Raw genomic sequence first — 3,107 nt, 5'->3', positions numbered from 1 at the left:
CATCTACCTTAACTTGATGATTTTTATCTAAATTATCAGGGGATTCCTCAGCGCTTCGCTACGAAGCTAGTCCCTAGGATGATGAAGAAAGAATGCGTTGGTAAACCGAAGAGTTTGAGATTTTTTAGCAGAAAATAACTTAGAAGGAAAAGTCTGCAAAGTGCAGACTCTTATTGGAAATTGGTCAACAAGCTCTGATAGTTAGTATCAATGATCACATAGGTGATAAAGTACATAATTGAAAATACTAATGCAGATATACCCAGTGTCACTTTTGGCGGAACAACCCGTTTTAAAGGTTGCTTGAGATACTTGGCCTTTAAATTAACTAGGGAGACTTTCTCATTTTCCTCCATCCTCTCGTCTTTAATCAAACGATAGACGGTATTGGCGATATCTGAGAGTTTCTCTTGTCCCCTTTCTTCCCTACCATACTTACCTTGAAACCCTAACTGTATCAGTAAATAAAGCAACTCAATCACATACCTATAGCGTCTAGGATCAGCTTTAAGGCGCTCAAGGATGGTAAAAAACTTATCGCCACCAGAAGTTTCATTATGGAACTCAGCAAGCAAACTATTTTGGCTCCAATTACTGTTAGCTCCCCATTCTTGGCGACAAACTGCTTCGTCGATAGCAGCACAGAGACAATACCGAATTACCAATACCGATGCTCGATCAACTTCCATCTCATTCAACTTTCGCTCGCCCTTACGAATTTCTCGAGCAATCTGTTCCCTAAACGGTTGAGGGTCTTCCAACCAAGGAATGGAAGACATGCAAGAGAGGCTAGCAATTAGCCATGAGAACTGATCAACCAGTGGGTTCACTCCCATTTTATCTATGCTGGGATCTTTAAGCGCTATGTTTCGGGATAAATCTGGGGCGGGCATTACCTCCATCGGCTTGCCCAAATCGGGTTGGAATAAAACAACCGTTACATCATTATCTACGTAGCTCATACTCTTACAGCCCATAGTTGCAGCGATAAATTAGCAAAATCACCAGATACATGAACCGCAATAGCAGAGGCCTGCTCCAATGCAGCCCACTCTTCACTCGCTCTTTCCAATTCAAAGTAAGTGTAACCTGCATGATAAGGCAATGCTCGTGGTACAACAGGCATAGGTTTAATTCCAATTCCAGGAAGCTGGAGATTAATTAAGTCACGAATATTATCAATTGAACCGATTTTGGTTTGGCTGACAAACTGAGTATGAAGGATATCCAGCGTAACATCCGCTTTGACCGCAAGAATAAAGGTGGCGGACTCAACTACCTTCTTGTCCGGAATCACTGCTGTACGAATACCGAAGCTTTGTTCCTGAAGCGTCAGTGGTATAGCTCTTTGTTCAGACATCACGCTAAGAGTGCGTTTGGTATGTTCCAATACTTTTGACATGCAAACAGTTAAATCACCGTGATTGTATTCAACAAACTCTGGTGGTCGGCGGGATGTTGAACACAGAGTAGACAATTCGCCTTCTACTTGTAAAAGAATCCTATACAAGGATTCTGGGTGTACACCCTCAACACTGGAAAAATGCCAAAATAAGGGTTCATAGCGATTAAGTGCTTGTAAAAGAATAAAATCAGATACAGTAGACACTCCCTGCTGATCAACAGAACCAAGGCGCTCAACAATAGACTCTGCCCTATGCTTTAGCATGGAAGCAAATTCATTGGTAAATTTAGATAGTAATTCTGAAGCCTTAATATCAATACAAGTAGGGATATAGCGATCATCGAGAACGATGCTGCCATCAGTCTTCACTTCTGATATTTTCAAAATTGGAATACCAGTGTACGCACTGCGATCCTCATCTTCATACATCAGGCAAAACTTCAGCTTGCCTACGGCAATATTTGCAGTATCTTCACTATCATAGCATGAGTCAACTGCGTCTTGATAACTCACGGTGTAACGTGCATCGCCTCGATCAGATCCAAACAACTCTTCCCTTTCAGACGGAAGTGGACAACACAAGTAAATGACTTTATCGGTTACTGAGGGGTCAATCTCTTTAACATCGGGAACATCTGCTAGAGCGGGTAAATCAAAAGGCGTTTTATCTTGAAGTACTCCTGCCGCACTTGTCACAGCAATTTTCCCTTGAGTTAAAAGCTCGGTGTTTATCTTTATATGATTGACTCCCCACAATAATGGAGAGCTGCTCGAAAACAACATACTACTACGCTTAGACTGAGAACGGTCTAACTGTTGGAAGTGTTGTGGCTTCATAAACATGCCATCTTGCCACACGACTGGATTATATAGCGACATCTCGTGCCCCTTAAAAGTAGGTTTGCTCAATTCCACGCGTCGAGTCGAACGATAACTCGTTTTCATCTAGCTTAAGTTTTAGGAAGTACTCAGATTTTTCTTCAATTAGCTCGATTTTTCTCCATGATGAGCCATTGATGTCACGAAAAGCTGCAGAAAAGCCAAGCGCTCTTGTTGACGGATCCAACTCTAATACTTGATGAATTTGCTCACCAGGTTTTAGCTGATACTCATAGCGCTTTATGTATTCATCGCCAAGAGATGCCTTGTCATTGTCAAATAATGCAAAAAAGTCAAGATTGCGAAACAAAACAGGAGACGACAGCTCGTGAATACGCAAAATAACTGGAGAAGGTTGGCCCATTTTACGCACATTCAGCTGAGGAGAAGCCTCAATAATAAGCTCAATAGAAGAGGTTTCCGGCGTAATACCACTTGATTCTTTAAATTGCTCCCACATAGAGCAGCCTGACAAGAATAGCAGGATTGTTAGGTAGGTAAGTTTACGCATGCTTTTCTTTTAACAACCTATTGTAGTTTTCTTGTACGAGTTTCTTTGTGCCAACACCATGAACACCCTTCAAACTCTCTAAGTAATGTAATTTGTATAAATCCCATAATTTTTGTTTGATCAAAAAGCCCTTATTTTCATTTTTTTGCTCAAACACTATAGGATCATACTGACTAATACTTTGCTGAACATAACTATTTAGAGCTTGCTCGTAGAGTGATTTATGCTCGCCAATTTCATCTAGCATTTGCTCCACCAGTTCATTCGGGGAGAGCATGCTCTGTTTGTTGAGATCGAGCATTAAACTTATCA

General features: G+C 41.2%; 4 protein-coding genes. All 4 read right to left on the bottom strand.

The annotated features are described in order from the left end of the window. Positions 1-170: 170 nt before the first annotated feature. Positions 171-962: a type IVB secretion system protein IcmH/DotU gene (gene icmH / locus AAFM34_RS19800; RefSeq protein WP_341665818.1), complete on the bottom strand. Its 792-nt coding sequence runs from the start codon at positions 960-962 to the stop codon at positions 171-173. Beyond that, on the bottom strand, positions 959-2,284 hold the full coding sequence (gene tssK, locus AAFM34_RS19795) for a type VI secretion system baseplate subunit TssK (RefSeq protein ID WP_341665816.1): 1,326 nt from the start codon (positions 2,282-2,284) through the stop codon (positions 959-961). Before tssK ends, icmH begins: the two co-directional genes overlap by 4 nt. A gap of 10 nt (positions 2,285-2,294) precedes the next feature. Continuing rightward, complete coding sequence (tssJ, locus tag AAFM34_RS19790; protein WP_341665814.1) at positions 2,295-2,795, bottom strand: type VI secretion system lipoprotein TssJ; 501 nt, start codon at positions 2,793-2,795, stop codon at positions 2,295-2,297. Then, positions 2,788-3,107 (bottom strand): type VI secretion system-associated FHA domain protein (locus AAFM34_RS19785; protein WP_341665812.1); only part of this gene is annotated, 320 nt, incomplete at its 5' end. The genes tssJ and AAFM34_RS19785, both read right to left, overlap by 8 nt.

Origin of the sequence: Vibrio sp. (assembly GCF_038138445.1) — a bacterium.
Taxonomy (GTDB): Bacteria; Pseudomonadota; Gammaproteobacteria; order Enterobacterales; family Vibrionaceae; genus Vibrio.
This window is presented reverse-complemented; position numbering and strand designations above follow the sequence as displayed.